Source organism: Pseudomonas frederiksbergensis (assembly GCF_003732665.1).
Classification (GTDB): Bacteria; Pseudomonadota; Gammaproteobacteria; order Pseudomonadales; family Pseudomonadaceae; genus Aquipseudomonas; species Aquipseudomonas frederiksbergensis_G.
The window spans coordinates 1-21,010 of sequence record NZ_MOBP01000021.1 but is presented as its reverse complement, the minus strand read 5'-3'; the positions used below and the strand labels follow the sequence as shown (position 1 = coordinate 21,010).

17 protein-coding genes and 1 pseudogene are annotated in these 21,010 nt (G+C 60.5%); 7 read left to right on the top strand and 11 right to left on the bottom strand.

Annotated elements, in window-relative coordinates; all coding sequences use genetic code 11:
- Positions 1-28: 28 nt before the first annotated feature.
- From BK665_RS26840 to BK665_RS26785, 8 genes are all read right to left on the bottom strand, one after another.
- Positions 29-1,039 (bottom strand): ABC transporter substrate-binding protein, encoded by a 1,011-nt coding sequence (locus BK665_RS26840; protein WP_123409554.1) that lies wholly within the window; start codon positions 1,037-1,039, stop codon positions 29-31.
- Between the two features lie 13 nt (positions 1,040-1,052).
- Entirely contained in the window at positions 1,053-1,736 is a 684-nt protein-coding gene (locus tag BK665_RS26835) for a peroxiredoxin-like family protein (RefSeq protein ID WP_123409553.1), read from the bottom strand.
- Positions 1,733-3,079 carry an LLM class flavin-dependent oxidoreductase gene (locus BK665_RS26830; protein ID WP_123409552.1) on the bottom strand — a complete coding sequence of 449 codons (1,347 nt, stop codon included), beginning with the start codon at positions 3,077-3,079 and terminating at the stop codon, positions 1,733-1,735. The genes BK665_RS26835 and BK665_RS26830 overlap by 4 nt, the downstream gene beginning before the upstream one ends.
- Before the next feature lie 15 nt (positions 3,080-3,094).
- Positions 3,095-4,057: an ABC transporter substrate-binding protein gene (locus BK665_RS26825; RefSeq protein WP_123409551.1), complete on the bottom strand. Its 963-nt coding sequence runs from the start codon at positions 4,055-4,057 to the stop codon at positions 3,095-3,097.
- A 1,094-nt stretch (positions 4,058-5,151) separates the two neighbouring features.
- Positions 5,152-7,626, bottom strand: a complete 2,475-nt coding sequence (locus BK665_RS26805) for a TonB-dependent receptor plug domain-containing protein (protein WP_123409549.1) — start codon at positions 7,624-7,626, stop codon at positions 5,152-5,154.
- A 277-nt stretch (positions 7,627-7,903) separates the two neighbouring features.
- Positions 7,904-8,773 (bottom strand): TauD/TfdA dioxygenase family protein, encoded by an 870-nt coding sequence (locus tag BK665_RS26800; protein WP_123409548.1) that lies wholly within the window; start codon positions 8,771-8,773, stop codon positions 7,904-7,906.
- A gap of 238 nt (positions 8,774-9,011) precedes the next feature.
- On the bottom strand, positions 9,012-10,595 hold the full coding sequence (locus tag BK665_RS26790) for a rhodanese-related sulfurtransferase (protein ID WP_123409546.1): 1,584 nt from the start codon (positions 10,593-10,595) through the stop codon (positions 9,012-9,014).
- Positions 10,592-11,200, bottom strand: coding sequence for a cysteine dioxygenase family protein (locus tag BK665_RS26785; protein ID WP_123409545.1), 609 nt, complete (start codon positions 11,198-11,200; stop codon positions 10,592-10,594). Before BK665_RS26785 ends, BK665_RS26790 begins: the two co-directional genes overlap by 4 nt.
- Before the next feature lie 230 nt (positions 11,201-11,430).
- Here BK665_RS26785 and BK665_RS26780 point away from each other — a divergent pair, with 230 nt between their 5' ends.
- Together BK665_RS26780 and BK665_RS26775 are read left to right on the top strand one after the other, a co-directional pair.
- The gene (locus BK665_RS26780; protein ID WP_123409544.1) at positions 11,431-12,336 is read left to right on the top strand and encodes a LysR family transcriptional regulator; all 906 of its coding nucleotides are present in this window, start codon (positions 11,431-11,433) and stop codon (positions 12,334-12,336) included.
- Between the two features lie 119 nt (positions 12,337-12,455).
- Positions 12,456-13,250 carry a class II aldolase/adducin family protein gene (locus tag BK665_RS26775; RefSeq protein WP_123409543.1) on the top strand — a complete coding sequence of 265 codons (795 nt, stop codon included), beginning with the start codon at positions 12,456-12,458 and terminating at the stop codon, positions 13,248-13,250.
- A 138-nt stretch (positions 13,251-13,388) separates the two neighbouring features.
- Here the strand turns inward: BK665_RS26775 and BK665_RS26770 are convergent, their stop codons facing one another.
- Together BK665_RS26770 and BK665_RS26765 are read right to left on the bottom strand one after the other, a co-directional pair.
- A complete protein-coding gene (locus BK665_RS26770; protein WP_123409542.1) occupies positions 13,389-14,336 on the bottom strand; it encodes a Dyp-type peroxidase in 948 nt (315 codons plus the stop codon).
- A gap of 52 nt (positions 14,337-14,388) precedes the next feature.
- Positions 14,389-14,955 carry a TetR/AcrR family transcriptional regulator gene (locus BK665_RS26765; RefSeq protein ID WP_123409541.1) on the bottom strand — a complete coding sequence of 189 codons (567 nt, stop codon included), beginning with the start codon at positions 14,953-14,955 and terminating at the stop codon, positions 14,389-14,391.
- Positions 14,956-15,051: 96 nt separating this feature from the next.
- Between BK665_RS26765 and BK665_RS26760 the strand changes: the two are divergent.
- A pseudogene (locus BK665_RS26760) lies at positions 15,052-15,696 on the top strand (glutathione S-transferase).
- A gap of 204 nt (positions 15,697-15,900) precedes the next feature.
- Here the strand turns inward: BK665_RS26760 and BK665_RS26755 are convergent.
- Positions 15,901-16,989, bottom strand: a complete 1,089-nt coding sequence (locus BK665_RS26755; RefSeq protein ID WP_123409540.1) for an LLM class flavin-dependent oxidoreductase — start codon at positions 16,987-16,989, stop codon at positions 15,901-15,903.
- A gap of 361 nt (positions 16,990-17,350) precedes the next feature.
- Between BK665_RS26755 and BK665_RS26750 the strand changes: the two genes are divergently transcribed.
- The 4 genes from BK665_RS26750 to BK665_RS26735 all read left to right on the top strand — a co-directional run bounded on the left by BK665_RS26750 (position 17,351) and on the right by BK665_RS26735 (position 20,767).
- On the top strand, positions 17,351-18,223 hold the full coding sequence (locus BK665_RS26750) for an ABC transporter permease (protein WP_123409539.1): 873 nt from the start codon (positions 17,351-17,353) through the stop codon (positions 18,221-18,223).
- 1 nt (position 18,224) lies between these two features.
- The gene (locus tag BK665_RS26745) at positions 18,225-19,004 is read left to right on the top strand and encodes an ABC transporter ATP-binding protein (RefSeq protein ID WP_123409538.1); all 780 of its coding nucleotides are present in this window, start codon (positions 18,225-18,227) and stop codon (positions 19,002-19,004) included.
- A 22-nt stretch (positions 19,005-19,026) separates the two neighbouring features.
- Complete coding sequence (locus tag BK665_RS26740; protein WP_259699662.1) at positions 19,027-19,980, top strand: ABC transporter substrate-binding protein; 954 nt, start codon at positions 19,027-19,029, stop codon at positions 19,978-19,980.
- 277 nt (positions 19,981-20,257) lie between these two features.
- Positions 20,258-20,767 (top strand): hypothetical protein, encoded by a 510-nt coding sequence (locus BK665_RS26735; RefSeq protein ID WP_185076658.1) that lies wholly within the window; start codon positions 20,258-20,260, stop codon positions 20,765-20,767.
- Positions 20,768-21,010 lie beyond the last annotated feature (243 nt).

Genomic DNA, 21,010 nt, shown 5'->3' with positions numbered 1-21,010 from the left:
CATCCGATCAAATAGGCTGGAAATCCGTTCACAGCGGCAGCAACTTGAAGTTTTTGTCCCACAACGGCGCGACATCCAGCCGCTCGCTCAGCACCCCGGCATCAAAGAACAAATCCGCCACTTCCTGTTGTGAGGCAATGGCCTGGTCGTCCACTTCGAGGACTTTCCACGGCTGGCTGCGGCGGTTGTACATGTCGAGGAACACGGCTTTATCAACCCCCAGCAACTGCGCGGATTTTGTCGCCCACGGCTCGGGGTTGTTGTTGATCCAGTCCAGGGTGCGGGCGGTGCGTTGCAGGTAGTCCTGAATCGCCTGTTTGCGCAGCGGGTCTTCCAGGGCGGCGGGGCGCGCGGCCATCAGGTAGTTGCCGGACAGGTAGCCCAGCGCCGTTTTCAACACCCGGGCACCGCTGCGAAATTTCGCCAACTGGATAAACACGCCATAAATCACCCAGGCATCGAGCTGGCCGCTCTGGAATGCACTGAAACCGTCCTGGGGCGTGAGCGCGACCGGCGTGATGTCGTTCATGGTCAGGCCCTGTTCCTTCAAGGCCTTGATCAGAAAATAGTGCGAGGTGGTGGAGCGCACGTAGCCAACCCGTTTGCCGCGCAATTGCTCGACGGATTCCAGCGTTGAGTCTTTGGGAATCAGGATCACCTGGTTGTTCACATCGCCCTGGATGACCGCGATCAGGCGGGGTTGGCGATGGCTCTGGATCGAGAAAATCGGCGGGATTTCGCTCATGGAACCGATGTCCAGGCTGCCCGAGGCCAGTGCTTCGACGATCAGGTTGCCGCCGGCAAATTCCGCGTAGTCGACCTTGTAAGGACGGTTGGCGGTGCCGGCGTCCTCGGTGAAATACGACTCCTGGCCGCGATAGGTGGCGACGCCCAGAGTCAGCTCCGACAGCGCGGTGTTTTGCGCGAAGGCGCGGGGGCTCAAGCCCAGGGAGGACAGCCCCAGCGCACCCACGGCAATCGAACTGGCGGTGAGGAAACCGCGACGATTGAACTGTCCTTGTTGAATGAGTTTCGTCATGGTCAGGCTCTGGTCAGATAGCGATTCGCACGGGGATTTGCCCGAGCAGTTGTTCAACGGCGCGCAACACCGGGTCGGCTTCGGTGCGTACCAGCCAGTCCGGGCTGACCTCGGCGAAGGCCACGGTGCCGTCCTGGGCGATCACCACCACGGTCGGTTGCGGTAGTTCCCAGGTGCCAGTGCCGGTGGTTTCGCCGATGCTTTTGCCCTTGGCCAGCGCGGCATTGCGCGAGGCGTCATCGAAGCTATAGAGAATGCCCAGGCGCCGGCCGAGCTGGTTGTCCGGGTCGCTGGCCACTTGCAGTTCCAGGGTGTGGCGGGTCTTGATCTCGATCAGGCGCTGCGGCACTTGTGGGCTGACCGCCACCAACGGCACACCGAGGGCGTGCAGTTGCGGATAGAGCCGGCGCTGGTAATAGGGCAGGGCGATGTTGCAGGCCGGGCAGCCGGCGAAGCGGAAGAAAATCAGCACCGCCGGGCCGTTGGCGAGCAATTCGTCACGGCTCAGTTCGCCGCCTTCAACTTTCAACAGCGTGAAGGGCTCAAGGGTGTCGCCGACCTTGACGAAGTCCTCGACTCTGGCTTCATCCACCAGGCGTTGACGCTGATCGATATTGACTTGCAGCGCCGCCGGCTCCCAGGTGGCCAGGCGTTCGGCGTGCAAGTCCGCGAGCAATTGATTGAGGGATTCGCTCATGCCACGGCCTCGCTTTTCTCTTGAGTTTGGGTGGTGGCGTAGCGGTTTTGCGGTGCTTGCAAACCCAGGTTGTCGCGCAGGGTGTTGCCGCTGTACTCATCGCGAAACAGACCCCGTTGTTGCAACAGCGGCACCACCAGTTCGGTGAAGTACTGCAAGCCATCGGGCAGCAACGAATTGATGATGAAACCGTCGGCGGCGCCGGCCTCGAACCAGGTTTGCAGGGCGTCGGCGACCTGCTCGGGTGTGCCGACGAAATCCCTTCGTGGCCGGGAGAAGCGCAGGGCGACCTGGCGCAAGGTCAGGCCTTCGTCCCTGGCCAGTTGTTTGATCCGGTCGGACCCACCTTTTTGACTGTTGGCGCCCAAGTCACCCAACTCGGGGAATGGCGCATCCAGTGGATACTGGCTGAAGTCATGGTCATTGAATGGCCGGCCGAGGGCGACAATCGCGTCCTCGATGCTCACCAGTTCCACCGCTTGCTGATAGCGGCTTTCCACTTCCGCTTCGTCGCGACCGACAATCGGGCGGATGCCCGGCAGGATCGACAGTTTCTGTGCATCCCGGCCGAAGCCGCTGGCGCGCTGTTTCAGGTCCTGATAGTAGGCCTTGGCTTCATCGAAGGTTTCGGGGCTGACGAAAATCGCATCGGAGTTCTCGGCGGCAAAATTGCGCCCGGCCTCCGAGGTGCCGGCCTGGAAAATCACCGGTTGGCCTTGCTGTGAACGAGCGATATTCAGCGGCCCTTTCACCGAGAAAAATTCACCCTTGTGCTCCAGCGCATGCAGTTTGCCGGGGGTGAAAAATTCGCCGCTTTGCTTGTTGTAGGCGAAGGCGTCGTCTTCCCAGGAATCCCACAAACCCTTGACCACTTCCACGTGTTCCTTGGCGATGCGGTAGCGCACGGCGTGGGGCGGGTGCTCGGCCTTGCCGAAGTTGTCGGCGGTGCCGCTGAGCCAGGAGGTCACCACGTTCCAGCCGGCGCGACCGCCGCTGATGTGGTCCAGGGACGCAAATTGACGCGCGACCTGGAAAGGTTCGGTGTAGCTGACGGTGACCGTTGCCACCAGACCAATATGTTTCGTGGTCGCCGCCAGCGCCGAAAGGATGGTCAGCGGCTCGAAGCGATTGAGGTAGTGCGGGCTGGATTTTTCGTGGATGTGCAGGCTGTCGGCGATGAACACGAAGTCGAACTTCGCCCCTTCGGCCAGTTGCGTCTGCTGCTTGTAGAAGTCGAAATTCACGCTGGCGTTGGGCTGGGCCTGCGGGTGGCGCCATTCGCCCCAGCCGTGGCCGACGCCATGGACCATCGCACCGAGTTTCAGTTGACGTTGTTTGCTCATGGTTCTACTCCTGAATTAGCGCGATGCCTGGCTGATCGGGGCACGCTGGGCGTTGAAGCTCTTGTCGAAACCTTGGGAGACGTCGATGTGCCGGGTGAGAATCCCTTCTTCCTGATAGATGTCCGCGGTGGTCTGCAAGCCGCTGATCACCGTGTCGTCGATGCTCACCGGTTGCATGTTTGTGCCTTTGTTCACGGCGATGTGCACGTCCAGCGGCAGGCCCGTGACCTTGGCCTGGGCGGCGGCATATTCCTCGGGGTGGGCGTTGGTCCAGCGGTAGGCGCGGTCGACCCGGGCGACGAAATCGTCGAGTTGCTGGCGCTTGGCGGCGATCGCCTGGCTGGTGGCGGCGAGATACAAATGGTTGGTCAGCAAGGTGTCGCCGCTGGCCAGGACTTTGGCCTGGCTCTGGGTGGTGGAAATCGTGGTGTAAGGGTCCCAGGTCGACCAGGCGTCAGCGCTGCCGTTATCCAGCAGGATTCGCGATTCGCTGGGCATCAGGTAGATGAACTGCACGTCGTGGGTGCTCAGGCCGACGCTGCGCAGGGCCTTGATCGCCAGGAAATGGCCGATGGAACCGCGGGTGGTGACGATGCGCTTGCCCTTGAGGTCGCTGGCGTTGTTCAGCGGCGAATCCTTGAGGGCGAGGATGGCCGTGGTGTAGCGACCTTCGGCGTGGATGATGCTGACGACTTTGAGCGGCGCACCGGCGCCGAGGGCGAATACATAAGGCGCATCACCGAGGGCGCCGATGTCCACCGCCCCAGCGTTCAGCGCTTCGCCTAACGGCGCGGCGGCGGGGAATTCGGAGAACTGGATTTCGTAGGGCACATCCTTCAATTCGCCGGAGACGTCCAGCAGCACCTTGATCGAGGATTTTTGATTGGCTACCAGCAAGGGTTGCAGGTCGGCGGCATGGCTGATGGCGGTGAAGCCCAGGGTGCAGAAGAGGCTCAACAACAGCGGTTTGAGTGACATGACAGGCTCCAGGCGGGTTCGTGTGGCCTCCGCCTGGAGAAGGGGTCGGTCTGGGGTTGACGTTATCTCTATAAAAAGCGGTTGGGAAAGTCTTTTTGGTTATATGCTAATTATTAAGTAAGTTGATTATCGGGATGATCAATATGAAATAAATGCATTTAATTGGGGCAAAACACAAATCCCCTGTGGGAGCGGGCTTGCTCGCGAAGGCAGTGTGTCAGCCACCATCCATGTTGATGGTGAAACCGCTTTCGCGAGCAAGCCCGCTCCCACAGTTGATCATCGTAGGGCGCAGATTTTGTGCCCACCGAAGGTCCCTTGTGGGAGCGGGCTTGCTCGCGAAGGCAGTGTGTCAGCCACCATCCATGTTGAAGGTGAAACCGCTTTCGCGAGCAGGCTCGCTCCCACAGTGGATCATCGTAGGGCGCAGATTTTGTGCCCACCGAAAGTCCCTTTTGGGAGCGGGCTTGCTCGCGAAGGCAGTGTGTCAGCCACTATCCATGTTGAAAGGGAAACCGCTTTCGCGAGCAAGCCCGCTCCCACAGTGGATCATCGTAGAGCGCAGATTTTGTGCCCACCGAAGGTCCCCTGTGGGAGCGAGCCTGCTCGCGAAGGCGTCGGGTCAGTCACTATCCATGTTGAAAGGGAAACCGCTTTCGCGAGCAAGCCCGCTCCCACAGTTGATCATCGTAGGGCGCAGATTTTGTGACCACCGAAGGTCCCCTGTGGGAGCGAGCCTGCTCGCGAAGGCGTCGGGTCAGCCACTATCCATGTTGAAAGGGAAACCGCTTTCGCGAGCAAGCCCGCTCCCACAGTTGATCATCGTAGGGCGCAGATTTTGTGCCCACCGAAGGTCCCTTGTGGGAGCGAGCTTGCTCGCGAAGGCGTCGGGTCAGCCACTATCCATGTTGAAAGGGAAACCGCTTTCGCGAGCAAGCCCGCTCCCACAGTTGATCATCGTAGAGCGCAGATTTTGTGCCCACCGAAGGTCCCTTGTGGGAGCGGGCTTGCTCGCGAAGGCGGTGTGTCAGCCACCATCCATGTTGAATGGGAAACCGCTTTCGCGGGCAAGCCTCGCTCCTACAGGTCGGCCATCAGAAGTTGTAAGCCAACCGCGTGTAGTAATACGCCCCGCCAAATCCAAACGGCGAAAACTGCCCGTATTTGTAGCCGCCGGCCCAGTCCTTGATGCCGTTTTTGTCCGGGTACACGTTGAACAGGTTGTTCGCGCCCAGGGCCACAGTCAGGTGCTTGGTCAGGTCGTAGGCCGCGTCGAGGTCGGTGATCCATTTGGCGCTGAATTTGCGGTCGTTCACCGGGTTGTTGTCGCCCTCGGTGTAGCTGCCGAAGCGGGTCAGCGCCAGGTTCAAGTTGTAGTCGGTGACTTTCCAGTTGGCGGCCAGGATCAGCTTCGATTGCGGCGTGGCGACGGTCAGGTCCTTCTGCAAACGGCGGTCGAACAACTGGTAATTCGAGCCCAGGCTGGTGAGTTTGGCCGGGTTGTCCTGGAGTTTTTCGATCTTGGTCTGGTTCCAGTTATAGGCCGCGCTCCAGCGTACCTGGCCGTACTCGTCCAGTTGCTGGCGGTACTCGTTGACGATGTCGATGCCCCGAGTGCGGGTGTCGACGGCGTTGGTGTAGTACTGGGCGAACAAGCCCGGCGACAAACCGTTAGCGGCAAGGATCTGCGACACCGCCGGACCGCCCAACAGGCTGGTGGACACGATGCGGTCGCGAATGCCGATCTGATACAGGTCGGTGGTCAGTCGATAGTTTGCCGTGGGGTCGTAAGTGAAACCGAGGCTGTAGTTCAGGGACTTTTCCGGCTTGAGCTTTTCCGCGCCCAGAGCCTGGGCCTCAGGCGTGTCCACCGGCAACACCTTGACCGGCACCGAGACCTGCTCGCCATTGACCACGCCGCCGGAAGTGAAGGTGGACGAGGCATAAATGGTCTGTGCCAGGGACGGTGCGCGGAAGCCGTTGTTGACCGTGCCGCGCAGGGCGAAGGCGTCGGTGATTTTGTAGCGGGTCGAGAACTTGCCGCTCCAGGTGCTGCCGATGTCCTGGGTGTAGTGCTCGTAGCGCGCGGCGGTGCCGACGTACCATTTATCGGTCACGTCCAGCCCCAGGTCGACGTAACTGGCGACGTTGCTGCGGCTGATTTCCCCGGCATCGGCGGGGCTGGTGCCGTTGTAGGAGGCCAGGCCGGGTAGCGGTGTGCGACCGGCAAAAGGGCCACTGGGGATCACATAATCACCCGGCGTATAGGACGCATAGTCACCGGGCTCGATCTGGTATTTCTCCCAGCGGTATTCAAAACCGAACGAGGTTTGCAGCGGGTTTTTCAGACCGATGTCGAAGCCGCGACTGAAGTCGAGGTTGTTGGTCCATTGATCGAAAATCTGCGACGCCAGGTTGAACGAAGTTGGGCTGGTTGGCCCCAGGGACGGGTTTAGGGTGTTGTTGGCATTGAGGGTCGAATCGTCCTCGCCCCAGGTCGAACTGGCGTCATAGTTCCAGCCGCCGACCTCGCCCTTGAAGCCGCCGGCGAACTGGAAGTCGATGGTGCGGTTGCGCCGCTGGGCGTGTACGCCGTCGGGGTAGGGCGTGTCCGGGTCGCCGGCCAGGGAGGTGATGTCGTTGGGTCGATAGTTGCCGGTGACTTTGGTGGTTTCCATGTAGCTGGCGGTGGAAAAGGAATAGAACCTCAAGTCATCGTGGATCGGCAGTTCCAGGTTGTAACTGGCGTTGGTGACCTTCTCCCGGCCCAGTCCATAGCTGGGGTTCCAGCCGTGGCGATTGACGGTCTGGTCGCGGCTGTCGGGGAAACCGGGTGATGAATACAGATTGCCCGTGGCGCTGCCGGTGCGGTCGAAGGGTTCCTGTTCCTTGCTGTCCAGGGCCAGGTTGGCGAAGCCGTCGTTGGGCAGCGCCAAACCGTAGTTGACGGTCTGGTGCACGGTGTCGCCATCGCCACTGCCGTAACGCCCGAATGAGGTTTCGGCGCTGCCGCCGCTGTCGTTTTCCTTGAGGATGATATTGATCACCCCGGCGATGGCGTCGGAGCCATATTGCGCCGAGGCGCCGTCGCGCAGCACTTCGATGTGGTCGATGGCCGAGACCGGAATCAGGTCGAGGTTGACCGGCACCGCGGCCGTGCCGATCCGCGCCAGGTTGTTGATCAGCGCAGTGTTGTGTCGGCGTTTGCCGTTGACCAGTACCAGCACCTGATCCCCGGACAAACCGCGCATGGTCACGCCGCGCACCGACCAGGACGTTCCGCCGCCATTGATCGCCGGCAGGTTGAAGGAGGGCAGCAGGCGAGCGAGCAATTCCTTGAGGCCGACCTTGCCGCTGGCCTGCAATTGCTCGGCGCTGATCACATCGATGGGCGAGGGGCTGTCGGTGATGGTGCGCGGCTGATTACCGCGGTTGCCGGTCACCACCACCGTGCTCAGGGTCTTGTCCGGCTCGCTGCTTTCGGCGTGGACCTGGAGGCTTGCAGTCAACAGGCTTAAGGCTGCGGCGGCGTAATAATCGTATTTCACTCGGGTGCTGGATGAGGTCATGACGCGAATTCCTGAAAGATTGCACGCACAGGCAAAAATACCGATCAGTTAAAAATCGCCAGCCAAACTGGTTTGTAGCAGCTGCCGAGGTACGAGGCTGCGTTCGGCGGCGAAGCCGTCGTGAAATCAGGCGATGCGGTGTTCAGGAAGTCCGCGTGCTCTGGTTTGACGACGGCTTCGCCGCCGAACGCAGCCTCGTGCCTCGGCAGCTGCTACAGGGAGTGGGGCGGCTAATTGATCGGCATTGGGGTTGCCAGGTCTTTTCTTGGGGGTGGAGTCAGGCCGCGTTGGCGCGTTTTACCCGATGTGGAATGTCGTCATAAGCGATCAGGACCCGTTCCATGCGGCGTGGATAATCACCGTAGTTGTAGACCGGGTAATGCAGGGTCGAGCGGTTGTCCCAGAACGCCACCGAGTTTTCACGCCATTTGAAGCGCACTTGGTGTTCGGGCTTGTTGAATTCCAGCAGCAGGCGATCGATCAGTTGCTTGCTCTTCTCCGGCGTCCAGCCGATGACCGAAGGGTTCTGCGAGAAGTTGATGAACAAGCCGTCCTCACCGGTTTCCGGGTGGGTGCGCACCAACGGATGAGCGAGAATCGGGTAATCGTAGCCAACCTTGTCCAGGGCTTTCTTGAAGTCATGGACCACATGCAGGTCGTCGATTTCTTCGCGCAGGTCATCGGGCAAGGCGCGATACACCGCGCCGGTGTCGGCCCACAAGGTGTCGCCGCCCACCGGTGGCAAATCCACTGCGCGCAGTATCGCGCCGAGGGTCGGGCGCAACAGCCAACTGGTGTCGGTGTGCCAACGACCGCTGATCCTTGGACCGTAGAGTTTGCGTTCGTCCTGGGCTTGAATCAGGTGCGCTTGGGGTTGCGTCGGGTCGTTTTGCTGGGTGGTCGGGTGAACGTAGAGCTCACCGAACTCACGGGCGAAGGCGATCTGCTGTTCGGTGCTGATGACCTGATCGCGGAAGAAAATCACTTTGTGTTCCAGCAGCAACTGGCGCAGTTCATCGCGCAGCGCGGGTGTCAGCGGCTGGCTCAAGTCAATCCCGGTGATTTCGGCGCCGATGGTCGGTTCCAGGCGGATGACGTGCAAGGTCGGTTGCGGCTGTGGGTCGGTGCGGTGCAAGACTGCGGACATGGTGGAACTCCTCTCGGTTGTGGGTTCAGCCTCCGCCTGGAGAGGGGTCGGATGTGGGGTGCATGTTGTGTGTGGCGGGTTTTGTAGCAGCTGTCGAGCAACGCGAGGCAGCGTTCGGCGGCGCAGCCGTCGTGAAATCAAGCGACGCGCTGTTTCAGGTAAACCGCGTGCACAGGGTTTGCGACGGCTTCGCCGCCGAACGCAGCCTCGCGTTGCTCGGCAGCTGCTACGACGGTGGTTAGATCACGAAGAAGCCGTGGGTGGCGTCGCGGGCCAGTTGCGCGACCAGGCCATATTCCCAATCCAGATACGCTTGCATGGCTTCGCGCGGGCTATCGGTGCCTTCGTACGGGCGGCGGTAGCGGTCGATGCGCGGCGAGGCGAGATGTATTTCGCCATCCTCCAGCGGCAGTTGCGCGGCGACCCAACTGGCCGTGCCGCCCTTGAGCAGGAACACCGGTTTGCCGGTCAGGGCTTCGACTTCGGCGACGGCCAGCCGCGCCAATTGGCTGCTGCCGCAGGTCAGCACGTAGCGTTGCGCAACGGGGACTTTTTGCAACGCTTCGCTTAATTGCCCGCGCAGCGTCCACCAGGCACCGGGGATGTGGCGTTTGACGTAGTTGGCGCTGCTGGTGAAATCCAGCACCACGCTGTCGCCGTGGGTCAGCCATTCGGCCAGGGTTTCGGGGCTGATTTCCTCAGCCTGTTGCGGTGCCGGAACTGGCGCCTGCCACGCACCTTTCTCGCTGAAATGTGCCGGCTGCACGTCATCCAGCACATTCACTTGCCAACCCAGTTGCGACAACCAGGACGCCGACATATTGGCCCGAACGCCATCGTCATCCACCAGCACCAGGCGCGCACCGCGCACGCTGGCGAAGTGATCGGTTTCCTGCACCAGTTGACCGCCGGGTGTGGAGCGGGCGCCGGGCAGGTGCCCTGCTTCAAATTCTTCCGGGGTGCGCACATCGAATAGGTAAGTGCTGCGCGTCGACTCCTGCTGCCAGCGCTGGAGATCAGCCAGGGTGGCGCGACCGACCAAGGCTTTGTCGGCGACCCGACGGGCGTCCTGGGCGGCGATGTGCCGATGCTCTTCGCTGGTCGGGGCAAACCGGCGCGACTGGCCGTGTTGCAGTTGTTGACCGGCGAGGGTCCAGCCAATGGTGCCGTTGCGCAGGGCTGAAACCGGGTTGGGAATCCCCGAGTTGATCAACGACTGGGTGCCGATGATGCTGCGGGTGCGGCCGGCGCAGTTGACGATGATTCGCGTCGCCGGGTCCGGTGCCAGTTCCCTGGCGCGCAGTACCAACTCCGCCCCCGGCACGCTGATCCCGGTGGGGATGCTCATGGTCTGGTATTCATCGAAACGCCGGGCGTCGAGCACCACCACGTCGGCCTCGCTGTCGAGCAGCGCCTGCACTTCTTCCGCCGCCAGGGACGGCGTATGGCGCTGGCTCTCCACCAATTCGCCAAAGGCCTTGCTCGGCACGTTGACGTCGATAAACAGCTCGCCACCGGCCCGGCGCCAACCGTCGAGACCACCTTCCAGCAGGGCAACGTTCACATAACCCAAACCCTGCAAGCGCTGGGCGGCAATCTGTGCCAGACCTTCGCCGTTGTCGTAGACGGTCACGGGGGTGTCGAGCCGTGGAATCCGCGAGTACACCTCCAGTTCCAGTTTCGACAGGGGAATATTGGCCGCGAACAACGGATGCGCCTCGGCGAACGGCGCTTCTTCGCGCACATCCACCAGGGCCAGTTCTTCCTTGTTCAGCAGGGCCTTTCGAATGTCGGCGAAGGTGCGGGTCAGTACGTTGCTCATAAGGCTTGGCTCTCTTTGGACAGATCCCAAATGTTGGGGAGAAAGGCGTTGGAATAACCGGAGATAAACAGTTTCTCGCTGCCGTCAGGCTGATACACCGCACGGCGCACGGCACCGATGTTGGCGCCGTAGACATGGATGCTGATCGACACCTGGTCGTCAAAGGCGTTGCTGACTTGATGAATGTCGCCAATCTTCGGCGACACGGCCTCGACCTGGCCGGGCTGCAGTTGAATCCGGTTGCCCTCGGGCACCAGCGTGCCATCGGTGTGGCGGGCGAACCCCTGGGAATATTCCGCGCCGCGCAACATGCCGATCAGGCCCCAGACCCGATGATCGTGGATCGGCGTGCGCTGCCCCGGGCCCCAGACAAAACTGACCACACTGAAGCGCTGCCGGGAATCGGCATGCAGCAGGAATTGCTGATAACGCTCGGGGTCGGGGCGGGCGAAGTCTTGCGGCAGCCAGTCGTCATGGCTGACCAATTGGCCGAGCAGCTTGCCGCCGCGATGCAGCAGGTCACCCTCGCGGGGGTTGCTGTCGATCAATTCCGCCAGGGCGCCTATGAATGCTCTGAGTCTCTCCGGGTGTCGGGCCTGGGTCATGGCGATTCCATCGTTGGTTTCGAAGGTTGATGTGGGTTATCTAAGCATAATGATTTGGCTTAATATGCAATTTTTAAATGATTAGCTTATAGCTGAAGGGAATTTAGAACTCGATTGAATAGCGTTAATCGTTATCGATCTGGACGCCTGAAGCTTCGGGCTATCCAGATTTCATCAATAGAACTATGCTTTTCAGACATCTTATTGACTGTTCTCTATGTGCGGGCCAAATGAAAATTGATGATATCGATGCCTTCGTCGAAGTGATTCGTTGCCAGTCCATCAGCCACGCGGCCGAGTCCTTGCAACTGACCCAGCCCGCCATAACGCGGCGCGTGCAGAACTTTGAGCAAGCCCTGGGCGTGGAATTGTTCGACCGCAATACCAAGCCGCTCAAGCCTACTTTGATCGGAACCCGGGTCTATGAACAGTGCCGTTTGATCCTTCGGGAAATGGACGCGTTGCGGGAACTGGTGGCCACCGACGCACCTCCCACCGGCCTGCTGCGCCTGGGCGTGCCGCAAACCATTGGCGATGTGGTACTGCTCGATGCCCTCAAGCATTTGCGCGTCGAATATCCGGAATTGCGCGCCCAGGTGGCGACGGGGTGGGGCAGTCAATTGGTAGGCAAGATCGAACGCGGCGAACTGGATGCGGCAGCCGCGCTGTTCCCGGCAGGCAAGATTTTCCCGGACAACATCGTCGGCGAGTCCATCGGCAAGATGGAACTGGTGGTGGTGTGCGCCAAAGACCAGGTGCCCAAGCGCCCGTGCAAACTGGCTGACGTTTACCAGAGCGGCTGGATTCTCAACCCCGACGGTTGTGGTTTCCGCGCCGGTTTGCAGCGCACCTTGTCGGATCAGGGCCTGGCGTTGCGGGTCAACCTGGAAACCTTCGGCACCGAATTGCAATTGGGCCTGGTCGCCGACGGCCTCGGTCTGGGACTGGTGCCGCGTCCGTTGCTGGAACGCAGTGCACATTTCGAGCAGTTGGCGGTGGTTCCGCTCAAGGACTTCAAACCAGTGATGGACCTGTGGCTGATCTACCCGCACTTCCTCGGCAACCTGCAAGGGCCGGTGGATGCCTTTGGCAAACTGGTCGCCGGGTCGTTGCAGAAGATCAAGAGCGCGGCATGATGCTCGGCTCAAGACATAAAAAAAAATGATAATTAGCTTAGATTAAAATGTGCTTTTTCTTATTTTTTCGCTTCCCCTAGGCTGACTGCACTTGTTAAGGCCATCCAGGAAGTTTTGCCATGAGCAGCGTCAGCCCGCTAACCAGCGTCTCGAAAAATGTCCGCCAGCGCGTCAGCCCCGAAGAATGGGAAGTCCGGGTCAAACTGGCTGCGGCCTACCGGTTGGCGGCGTTGTTCAAGTGGACCGACCACATCTACACCCACTTCTCGGCGCGGGTGCCGGGGCCGGAGGAGCATTTCCTGATCAACGCCTTCGGGCTGTTGTTCGATGAAATCAGCGCCTCCAACCTGGTCAAGGTCGACCTTGACGGCACCATCGTCGACGACCCCACCGGCCTTGGCATCAACTACGCCGGCTACGTGATCCACAGCGCCATCCACGGTGCGCGTCCCGACCTGCAAGCGGTGCTGCACACCCACACTCGAGACGGCATCGCGGTCTCCGCCCAGCGTGATGGGCTGCTGCCGATTTCCCAGCATTCCATCGGTTTCTCCGGGCGCGTGGCTTACCACGGTTACGAAGGCATCGCCCTGGACCTGGACGAGCGGGAGCGGTTGGTGGCGGATCTGGGGGACAAGAGTGTGTTGATCCTGCGCAACCACGGTCTGCTGACCGCCGGTGTCAGCGTTGAACACGCGTTCCAGCAACTGCATGGCCTTGAGCGGGCGTGCAATATCCAGATTGCCGCTCAGGCGGGTGGCAACGCCGAGCTGATCTTCCCGCCAGCCGAAGTGGTGGCCAAGGTCGAGCAGCAGGCGGAGGCATTCAAGAGTGGAACTGGGCCGGGCGTGGCGCGGCACTGGAATGCGCTTATTCGGCAATTGGAACGCAGTGATACCGCTTACAAGGATTGATGCAAAACCTGGGTTCACATTAAAACCCTGTGGGAGCGAGCTTGCTCGCGATGAGGGCATAACATTCAACATCTGTGTTGACTGTTCCACCGCCATCGCGAGCAAGCTCGCTCCCACAGGATTTGTGTCATGACTTGATTAAGGCGCGCGGTCAGCGAGTTCTTCCAGCAAATCCGCCGAAGGCACGAAGAACAACCCACCGGTGACCGCCGTGCTGAAGTCCAGCAAGCGGTCGTAGTTGCCGGCGGGCCTGCCGACAAACATGTTCTCCAGCATCAGCTCAATCGGTTTCGGCGAGCGGGCATAGCCGATGAAGTAGGTGCCAAATTCGCCCGCGCCAGGCCGGCCGAACGGCATGTTGTCACGCAGGATTTTCACTTCCTGACCGTCCTGGGTGATGGTGGTCAGGGCGCTGTGGGAGTTGGTCGGCTTCACCGCATCATCGAGTTCGATATCGGACAGTTTCGTGCGGCCAATCACCCGCTCCTGGGCCTCGACCGACAGCCCGTTCCACGCGTCCATCTTGTGCAAATACTTCTGCACCAACACATAGCTGCCGGCAGCAAACGCCGGATCTTCATCACCAATGATCGTGAATCTGGCCATGTGCCGATCATCCGGATTCTCCGTGCCGTCGACAAAACCGATGATGCTGCGCATGTCGAAATAGCGGAAACCCTGGACCTCATCGACCACCGCCACCGCATCACCCAGGGCCGAGAGCAACTGGGTGGCCAGCTCGAAACACAGGTCCATCTGGTCAGCACGGATGTGCAGCAGGATGTCCCCCGGCGTTGCAGGCGCTCGGCGGCCTTCATCGCCGAATTCGCGAAAGGCATGCAGCGACGCCGGGCGCGGGCCGCCGAACAGCGTGTCCCAGGCACTGGAGCCAAAGCCGCAGACGCAGGACAGGTAACCGGTCGGCACACGTTTGCCGACGGAGCGGGTGAGGGCGGCGATGTCGCCGCACCAGCCTCGGACTTTTTCCGCGGCATCGCTGCCGGGCGCCACAGTGGCGACGATGAAAATCGCGCTTTTGGTGATCGGGGCGCAGACGGCTTGAGGATCAGGCGTTGGATTAGTCATGGGCGTTGATCGTCATCGATAAAAAGTGCCAAGACAGTAGCAGATTCCGCCCTCAGGGAATCAAGCCCGCCGCTCGGTAGGATTCGATCATTTGGTCATAAACCGCGATGTCGTTGCGCCCACGGGACACCAGTTGCGCACCCTGAATGGCGGCAAATACCGACAGCGCTTGCCGTTCCAGATCATCGAGCAAAGCGTCCGGTTGTTTCAGCGCCAGCACCTTGCCCAGCCACCGCACATTCGCGTCGGTGAACCCGTCCACTTCAACCCGGACTTCGGCTGGAAGATCGTGGTGCTCGGCGGCGAGAATCCCGCACAGGCACATGCGATTGTCGTTTTCCAATGCTGCACGGAAAGCCGCGGTGTAGGCGTCCATCATCGCGGTGGGGTCCTGGGATTGCGTTAGCAATTGCTCCAGATAGCCCGCCGTGTCGTCGGTGTAACGCTTGGCCAGCGCTGCGCCCAGATCGCCCTTGGTGGGGAAGTGGTAGTGGATGCTGGCGCTCTTGATTCCCACTTCCTTGGCCAGTTCGCGAAAACTCAACGCGTTGTAGCCCCGAGCCTGCACGACGCGGCGAGCGGCGTCGAGGATGGTCTGTTTGGTATCTGTTACCGTCATAATCTATTTGCCTATCTACTGGTAGATATCTGTTGACCGAATCGATCGTTGCCCGCATTGTCTACCTCCCGATAGATAGATAGCAACGGAGTTCACGTGAAGATCTACGACATCCCCGGTTTCCCTAGCCCGTTACGCATTCGTGTGGTCATCGCCGAGAAGGCTCTTGCCTCCCAAATCGAGTTCATCAAAGTCGATCTGCCCGCCGCCGAGCACAAGCAGAGCGCGTTCCTGGCGATCAACCCGACTGGTACGGTGCCGGTTTTGCAGCTGGACGACGGCACTTACCTGTCTGAATGCACCGCCATCACCGAATACCTCGACAATCTGGAAGGCAACCCGACGCTCACCGGCACCACGGCGAAAGAGAAAGGGCTGATTCACATGATGCAAAAACGCGCCGACGACCAATTGATCGACGCCATCGGCATCTATTTCCACCACGCCACCGATGGTCTCGGCGCGCAACTCAAACCCTATAAGAAGCCCGAGTGGAGCGACCGTGCGGTGTGGGGGTAGATGCACCGCGATAAGGCCATCAACGGCATGAAGTATTTTGACGAGGTGCTGAAAACCCAGCCTTACGTGGCGGGGGACCAATTCTCGATGGCGGATATCACCGTGTGGGCGGGGTTGATCTTCGCCGGGTTTGCGCAGATTGCGATCCCCGAGGAATGCACGGCGCTGGTGGCGTGGAATGCCAAGGTCAGTGAGCGGCCAAGTGTGAAAAATCCGGCTTGAATGTTGTAGCAGCTGCCGAGCCTGCGAGGCTGCGTCCGGCGGCGAAGCCGTCGTAAATCCTGCGCCCGGGATCTACCTGAAACACCGCGTCGCCTGATTTCACGACGGCTTCGCCGCCGGACGCAGGCTTCGCCAGCTGCTACGGATCGCGTTACGGCCTAGGGGCTTGCCGCAAGGTAAGCCCCTTTGTCGTGTGCGCTGTAATCAGGCCACTTTTTCCGCCGCCTGCCGCTCCCGCTCGGCCACCAGTTGCCGGGTCAGTGGGATCAAACGCTTGCCATAGTCGATGGCGTCGTTAAGCGGATCGAAGCCGCGAATCAGGAACGTGGTGATGCCCAGGTCGTAGTAATCGAGCAGCGCCTCGGCCACTTGTTCCGGCGTGCCGACCAGCGAGGTCGAATTGCCTTGCGCGCCGAGCAGGCCTGCAATCCCGGTCCACAGGCGCTTGTCCAGTCGCGAGCCTTGAGCCGCTGCCGCCAGCAGGCGTCGCGAACCTTCGTTCGGTGGTTCGCGCCGCACAAAGCCATTCTGCTGCGCCAGGGCCGTGGCTTGTTGCAGGATCTGTTCGGCACGCTCCCAGGCTTGCGCTTCGGTGTCCGCCAGAATCGGGCGCAACGACAGGCTGAAGCGAATGCTGCGCCCATGCTTGGCCGCTTCGGCGCGCACCTGGTTCACCACTTCGCGTACCTGATCGTAGGTCTCACCCCACAGCGCATACACGTCCGCATGCTTGCCCGCCACCGCGATGGCCGCTGCCGATGAGCCGCCGAAATAAAGGGGAATGTGCGGCTGTTGCGGCGACTTCACCGACGAGTGCGCGCCCTCGACCTGGTAGTACTTGCCCTGATAGTCGAAGGGTTTCTCGCTGGTCCATTCCTGGCGCAGTACGTCGAGGTATTCGTCGGTGCGGGCGTAACGTTCGTCCTTGCCGATGTGACTGCCATCGGCGCGCAGTTCGCGGTCGTCGCCGCCGGTGATGATATGCACGGCGGTGCGGCCGCCATTGAACACGTCGAGGGTGTTGAACTGGCGGGCGGCGAGGGTGGGCGCGGCGAAGCCGGGTCGGTGGGCAATCAGGAACTTCAGGTTTTTCGTCACGCTGGCGGCGTGGGAGGCAATCAGCGTGCTGTCCGGGCTGTTGGAGTGGAACGCCACCAGGGCGCGGTCGAACCCGGCTTCGTCATGGGCGCGGGCGACGGTCTCCACATAATCGGGCTGCAACACCGGACCGCTGCGCGGGTGAATCTCCGAGGCATGGTGGCCGCCGATGTAGCCGATAAATTCGATGCTCATGCTGAGTTCCTTGTCTTTGGATAGGCGTGATTCAAGCCTCCACCGGGCAGGGGGTCGGTCCGTGGTGTCGAAAGTAGGCGCAGGAGGGTGATGCTGTGAAATGCCGTTTTGTTCTAAGTTAATTATTAACTTAATGAATCATATGAAAATGCAGATATCAGTAATCCGCATTTTAAGCGGCGTCAGAAGCCGACGCCGCAAGGGGCGCGGGCTCAAGGCTTTAATTATGCAAATAATTTATCTGGATGATGTCCTATCTGATTTTTAATCATATTAGGTTATTCCCAAAAAGAATTTCACTGAGGTTTTTTATGCGAATAGCATGAATCCGAAGCCATGTTCTTGATAGGAAGGAAGCCTGATGACCGAAAAGACCTTCGATACCCAGAGCGCCAGCAGCTCGTTTTCTGTCGATAAGGCTGTTGACCGCCCGGATGCCTCAAGGCTGTTGCCCAATTGGTTGCGCAACTGGCGCACCCCCGAAGTCTTGCTACGCCTGCTCAGCCCTATCGCGCTGCTGCTGTTATGGGAACTGGCGTCGCAGTTCGGCCTGATCCCGCAGCGGGTCATCGCCGCGCCCTCGCAGATTGGCGGCACGCTGTGGGCGATGATCATCTCCGGCGAGTTGGGCAAACATCTATTGGTTTCCCTGCAGCGCGCACTGCTGGGCCTGAGCATCGGCGTCAGCGTTGGCGTTGTCGCGGCGCTGATCACCGGCCTGTCGAAGCGCGGCGAGGTGATCCTCGATTCGCCCATGCAGATGCTGCGCACCATTCCTTCTCTGGCGCTGGTGCCGCTGTTCATTCTCTGGTTCGGCATTGGCGAGTTCACCAAGATTGCACTGATCGTCACCGGCACAACCTTCCCGGTGTACCTGAACCTGTTCTCCGGCATTCGCAATATTGACCCCAAATTGATCGAGGCCGCCAACACCCTGGGCCTGAATCGTCGTGAGTTGATCTGGCATGTGATCCTGCCGGGCTCCCTGCCTTCGTTCTTTGTCGGCCTGCGTTATTCCCTGGGGATTTCCTGGCTGGCCCTGGTGTTTGTCGAGCAGATCAACACCACCGCCGGCATCGGCTTCCTGGCCAGTGACGCCCGGGACTTCATGCGCACCGACGTGATCGTTATCTGCCTGCTGATCTACAGCGTCCTCGGCCTGTTGATCGACGGTCTGATCCGCACGCTGGAGCGTTTTGCCCTGGCCTGGCGCCCATCTTTTGTGAGGAACTGACATGTCGACTCTCGCGGCGAAAAACCTGCAATCAGAAGCACCGGTGCAACTGCGCAACGTGGTGCGCCAGTTCGGTCAGCAACGGGTCATCGATGGCCTGGACCTGGACATCGCCCCGGGCGAATTCGTGGCGCTGCTTGGGGCCAGCGGTTCCGGCAAAACCACCTTGTTGCGTAGCCTGGCCGGGCTCGACAGCATCGACAGCGGCCAGTTGCGCGTGCCCAAGGCGCGGGCGGCGGTGTTCCAGGAGCCGCGCTTGATGCCGTGGAAACGCGCCTGGAAAAACGTGATCCTCGGCCTGCACATCCCCGACGCCAAGGCCCGCGCCGTACAGGCCCTGACCGAAGTCGGGCTGGCCCATCGCCTGGAAGCTTACCCGGCGACCCTGTCCGGCGGTGAAGCGCAGCGAGTGGCACTGGCCCGTGGCCTGGTGCGCGAACCCAAGTTGTTGCTGCTCGACGAACCCTTCGCCGCCCTCGATGCCCTGACCCGGATCAAGATGCATCGGCTGATCATCGAGTTGTGGCGCAAACACACGCCGGCGGTGCTGCTGGTGACCCACGATGTAGACGAAGCGATCCTGCTGGCCGACCGGGTGATCGTGCTGGCCAACGGCAAGATTGCCGAGCAACTGACCATCGACTTGCCCCGCAGCCGCGACACCGGGCAGGACGGGTTCCAGGCGATTCGCGCACGGCTCCTGAGCCTGTTGGGCGTCGAAGTGGAAACCGCTGCGGTGGTTGAGCGTCAGACTGCGATCCGGCGGTTTGCCCATGCTTGATCGAGGTCTAGGGAAATCGGCGATGGCGTTGCTCTGCGGTGCGGCGTTGTTGCTGGGCGGTTGCGGCGATGCGGTCGAGCAAAAAGCCCAGACGGACTTGTCCAGCGTCACCCTGATCCTCGGCGATCAAGCCAAGGGCCTGCGTACCGTGGTCGAAGCCGCCAACGCCCTGGAGGGCATCCCGTACAAGGTCCAGTGGGCGAACTTCCAGGGCGCCGCGCCGCTGTTCGAAGCCCTGCGCGCCGGGGCTGTGGACCTGGGGCCGGCGGGGGATACGCCGGTGCTCGCGGCGGCCACCGGTGGCACACCGTTGCGCATCGTCGCGGTACGGCGCAGTCAATCCCGGGGGATCGCGATTCTGGTTCCGCACGACTCGCCGATCCACAGCGTCGCCGATCTGAAAGGTCGCAACGTGGTGGTGTCGTCGGTCCGGGGCAGCATTTCCCAGTACCTGTTGATTCGCGCCCTGGCCAGCGCCGGGGTCGATGAGAAGGACGTCAACGTCGGTTTTGTCCTGCCCACCGATGCCCTTGCGGCGTTCAATGCCGGCAAGATCGAAGCCTGGGCCACGTTCGGCATCTACCAGGCGTTCGCCGAACAGCAGGGCGCCCGGGTGTTGATCAGCGGCGAAGGGATCAACACCGGCCTGACCTTTATCACCGCCTCCGATGAAGTGCTCACCGACCCGCTCAAGCGCCAGGCCCTCAGCGATGTGTTGCAGCGGTTCGCCAAGGCTTTTGAATGGGCCCGGCAAAACCCCGACGAGTACGCGAGGGTGTTTGCCAAGACCAACGATGTGTCGCTGGAAGTCTCGCAACGATTGCGCAGTTGGGGTGATGAGTCGTTGTTGCCGATCGAGGCGCGGGACGTTCAGGCGTTGCAGCAGGTCGATGATTTATTCGTCGAGAAGAAGATCTTTCCCCATCGGGTCGACGTGGAAAAGTTCACCGATGCCCAGGTGTTTTCCAGCCAGTAAAAATACGCGGCAGCGTTAGATCAATTATTTCTTTCGGTTATTTATATAGGCTTGTATCGCATATCTATAGCCGGGAGAAACACGCTGCCGTTGGCGGTATATCTGCAATCAAAGCTGAAGTGTTGCAGCAACGGATAATCTGGTTCCGCCCGCCCATTTAAAGTCGCTTGAGCATTCATTCCGGCTGTTTGATCGCCATCTTGTTGCCTGTCGGCCAATCCTTAGAATCCTCCCCATCAGCTTCGTCCAACTATTCAATCCTTCGGGGAACAACACCATGATGAACGCCATGCAGATGCAAATGCCGATGAACGCCAACATGCCAATGATGCCGATGATGGGCATGCCGATGATGATGGCGACCATGACGTGCGACATGATGGACGACGGCATGATGTGCAAGATGATGCCGGCTGCGGGCATGGACATGGCGATGTTCAAGAACAGCGCTGAAATGATGCAGATGATGATGAACTGCGGCATGCCGATGATGATGCATTGCGGCAACATGAGCATGATGTGCATGTCCCCGGCGGCCATGGCCATGCCGATGATGAACATGATGATGCCGATGCCGATGATGGGCATGCCGATGCCATCGATGAAGTGCGTGATGGAATGCACCGTGATGGCCGACTGCATGACCTGCAAAATCATGCCGATGGCCGGCATGAACATGGACATGATGAAAAATTGCTGCACCCTGATGATGAAAATGATGAACGATTGCAGCATGCCGATGATGATGAGCTGCAACGGCATGCCGCTGATGTGCTGCACCTGCTGATCCCAGGCGCCACAAAAAAGCCCCCGCGAGCCTAAGGCCGCGGGGGCTTTTGCATTCCAGCAAACACCAAAAATCAAAATGTAGGAGCGAGGCTTGCCCGCGAAGGCGGTGTGTCAGTCCACACATCATGTGCCTGACACACCGCCTTCGCGGGCAAGCCTCGCTCCTACTGTTGATCATCGGCGCACACAGCAGACCTCCTGTGGGAGCGGGCTTGCTCGCGAATGAGGTGGGTCAGTCGAC